This is a genomic window from Flavobacterium sp. (genome assembly GCF_028712645.1).
In the GTDB taxonomy this organism is placed as follows: Bacteria; Bacteroidota; Bacteroidia; order Flavobacteriales; family Flavobacteriaceae; genus Flavobacterium.
The window spans coordinates 1-3,016 of the sequence record NZ_JAQTPQ010000345.1 but is presented as its reverse complement, the minus strand read 5'-3'; the positions used below and the strand labels follow the sequence as shown (position 1 = coordinate 3,016).

At 32.4% G+C, this 3,016-nt stretch carries 5 protein-coding genes and 1 tRNA gene; 2 read left to right on the top strand and 4 right to left on the bottom strand.

Annotation, left to right across the window (positions count from 1 at the left end; all coding sequences use genetic code 11):
- Positions 1-802, top strand: an 802-nt coding sequence (locus tag PHC28_RS17595) for a GMP reductase (RefSeq protein WP_300103603.1), incomplete at its 5' end; no start/stop codon positions are given.
- A gap of 3 nt (positions 803-805) precedes the next feature.
- Positions 806-1,303, top strand: coding sequence for a GNAT family N-acetyltransferase (locus tag PHC28_RS17590; protein ID WP_300103601.1), 498 nt, complete (start codon positions 806-808; stop codon positions 1,301-1,303).
- Position 1,304: 1 nt separating this feature from the next.
- Here the strand turns inward: PHC28_RS17590 and PHC28_RS17585 are convergent, their stop codons facing one another.
- From PHC28_RS17585 to PHC28_RS17570, 4 genes are all read right to left on the bottom strand, one after another.
- The gene (locus tag PHC28_RS17585; RefSeq protein WP_300103598.1) at positions 1,305-1,874 is read right to left on the bottom strand and encodes a pentapeptide repeat-containing protein; all 570 of its coding nucleotides are present in this window, start codon (positions 1,872-1,874) and stop codon (positions 1,305-1,307) included.
- 77 nt (positions 1,875-1,951) lie between these two features.
- Positions 1,952-2,025, bottom strand: a tRNA-Arg gene (locus PHC28_RS17580).
- 105 nt (positions 2,026-2,130) lie between these two features.
- On the bottom strand, positions 2,131-2,274 hold the full coding sequence (locus tag PHC28_RS17575; RefSeq protein WP_300103596.1) for an SsrA-binding protein: 144 nt from the start codon (positions 2,272-2,274) through the stop codon (positions 2,131-2,133).
- Between the two features lie 34 nt (positions 2,275-2,308).
- On the bottom strand, positions 2,309-3,016 hold a 708-nt coding region (locus PHC28_RS17570; protein ID WP_300103592.1), incomplete at its 5' end, for an MFS transporter.

Below are 3,016 nucleotides of genomic sequence, written 5' to 3'. Positions count from 1 at the left end.
CGTGCAAGAATGGAATGATTTCTTAGCTAATATTTCTCCTGAATTATATAATTATATTGCAATTAGTACTGGGACTGGAAAGAATGATTCCATAAAAATTGCTGAAATTTTCAAATCCAATCCGTTATTAAAGTTCATTTGTATCGATGTTGCAAATGGCTATTCTGAACATTTTGTGAATTTTGTACACCAAATACGAGAGCAATATCCAGACAAAGTAATTATTGCCGGAAATGTCGTTACAGGCGAAATGGTCGAAGAATTATTGTTGGCTGGAGCCGATATTATAAAAGTAGGAATTGGCCCCGGTTCTGTATGTACTACCAGAATAAAAACAGGAGTAGGTTATCCTCAACTTTCGGCTATTATTGAATGTGCCGATGCTGCTCACGGACTTGGAGGACATATCATTAGTGATGGTGGTTGTAAAACTCCAGGTGATGTTGCAAAAGCTTTTGGTGCTGGAGCTGATTTTGTGATGCTTGGCGGAATGCTTGCGGGTCATACCGAAAGTGGTGGTGAACTAATTGAAATCAATGGTGAAAAATATAAACAGTTTTATGGTATGAGTTCTAAAACTGCAATGGATAAACATGTAGGTGGAGTTGCAGAATATAGGGCAAGTGAAGGTAAAACGGTGCAAGTTCCCTACAAAGGAACAGTTAGTGATACTTTAAAGGATATTCTTGGTGGTTTACGCAGTGCTTGTACTTATGTTGGTGCATCAAGATTAAAAGAATTAACTAAAAGAACCACTTTTATTAGAGTTTCTGAACAAGAAAACACGGTTTATACTAAATAATTTATGATTACAATTTCTCAGGCAACCGTTAAAGATATTCCGTTAATTCAAGAAATTGCCCATAAAACTTGGCCAATTACTTATGGTGAAATTCTATCGAAAGCACAATTAGATTATATGTTGGAAAAAATGTATTCTGATGCAACTTTGATAAATAATCTAACAAATAAAGGACATCATTTTATATTGGTAAATGAAAACAATATTTCTCTTGGTTTCGCTTCCTATGAGCATAATTATTCGGATAAAAACGCTACTAGATTACATAAATTATATCTTCTTCCAGAATCCCAAGGCAAGGGAATGGGAAAATTATTAATAGATAGCGTTGTGGCTTTTGCCAAAGAAAATCAATCTGAAGTTATTTCATTAAATGTGAATAAATTCAACAAAACTTATACATTTTATAAAAAAATGGGTTTTGAAGTTGTCGCCGAAGAAGATTTAGAAATTGGCAACGGTTATCTAATGGAAGATTACAAAATGGAGCTAAAGCTGTAATTTATTTCACGATGATGTCGTGTTTATAAAGCAATCCTTTTAGTCCATCAAGCGAAAATATAGCTTTCTTGATTTTGGTTTTTGTTGGGTCAATAGTGTAGTTGTAGCTTGTTTTAAAATCAGCTTTATTAGCGATTGCTTTAGCAAATTCGGAACGATACAAATCACAATTATCGAAAATAACTTCGGTCAAATTAGCACTCATAAAATCTACGGCAATAATGCTACAATCTATAAACGTTGTTCCTTTAATTTTCAAGGTGTAAAATTTGGAGAAATCCAGAATACATTCCTTGAAATGGATTTCAAAAATTAGTTTGTCACACATAGCAAAATTCACTTCATCTATTTTGCAACGATTGAAATTTACAGTTCTAAAAGCGGTATGGTTTATTTTGGATCCACTAAAAATACAATCGTTAAAGTTGCAATCAATGAAAATTACTCCAATAAAATTGCAATGTGAGAAATCACAATTGTTGAAAGTGCAACATTCAAATTCCTTTAAATTGACTTCTTGTTCACCATAAATGATGTTGTTGTATTCAATATCAAGGAAATAGTCTGTCATTTTTTATAAAAAAGTTAGATTGACTTTAATTTAAATAAAAAAAGGATACACATTCGTGTACCCTTTTCATTATTTAGTGACCTTGACTGGATTCAAACCAGTAACCTCTTGAGCCGTAATCAAGTGCGCTATTCAGTTGCGCCACAAGGCCTATTTTGTGGGTGCAAATATAGGTAATTTTTACAATTGTGCAAACCAAAATATGAAATTATATTGATTTTTTTCAAATCTAAAATCTGCAATCTGCAATCTAAAATTAAGAATCTAATGCTCTTGTAGTTACATAATATCTGTAACCAATAATTGCCATTTGCCATTTCTTAGCTTTGGTAATATCTACTCCATTTTTAGTAAAACTGGGAAGTATTAGCTTGTTTATTTTGGCTAAAATTTTAAACATAAGTCCTTTTTTAATTGTAAAATTAATAAAAAAATTATTTTAGACTATTTTCCGCTTTCAACAATCGCTGTAACCAAACGCAAAATAGCATCGCCACAATCCCGAAACTTCCCATCATAAACCAGTTTACACTATAACCATAATATCCTATAACTTCGAGACCTAGTTTTGAACTAACAATGTGGGCAAGGCTAAAACTCATTGTGTACAAAGCCATATAGCGTCCTTCCTGACCTTTTGGTGCTCTTCCCATTGCAAATGCATTCGAAAAAGGGAATGAAAATATCTCTCCAAAAGTTACTATTATGATTCCAATGACTAAAATTCCTGCCCAAGAATTCAGTAATAAAACATAAAAACTAATTGCCATAAGTAAGGCACCCCAGAACACGATTTTTATGCGGTTGATTTGTTTTCTTTCTAAGTAGCTTACTAATGGCATTTCGAACATAAAGATTAAAATTCCGTTTAATGAAATTAATAATCCCGTTTGAAATTCGGTCAAGCCATAATGCTCGTGATGAAACAGTGGTAAAGTGGTGAAAATTTGGAAAAATAACATTGCTGTTGTAAAACTGATAAACAAGAAAACCCAAAACGGTTTGTCTTTGAATATCGATTTTACAACTACAGCTTCGCTTGCTATTTGATTAATTTCAGGTATTTTTTTCTTCTCTTTTACTAAAAAAGCAAATATTAAAATGGCTAAAATACAAGTGCTACCATCAACCCAAAATAATCC

What these genes read in the sequence shown, in the direction of transcription:
- PHC28_RS17590 (WP_300103601.1), top strand. Translation starts at nt 806, where the DNA reads ATGATTACAATTTCTCAGGCAACCGTTAAAGATATTCCGTTAATTCAA.
- PHC28_RS17585 (WP_300103598.1), bottom strand. Translation starts at nt 1,874, where the DNA reads ATGACAGACTATTTCCTTGATATTGAATACAACAACATCATTTATGGT.
- PHC28_RS17575 (WP_300103596.1), bottom strand. Translation starts at nt 2,274, where the DNA reads ATGTTTAAAATTTTAGCCAAAATAAACAAGCTAATACTTCCCAGTTTT.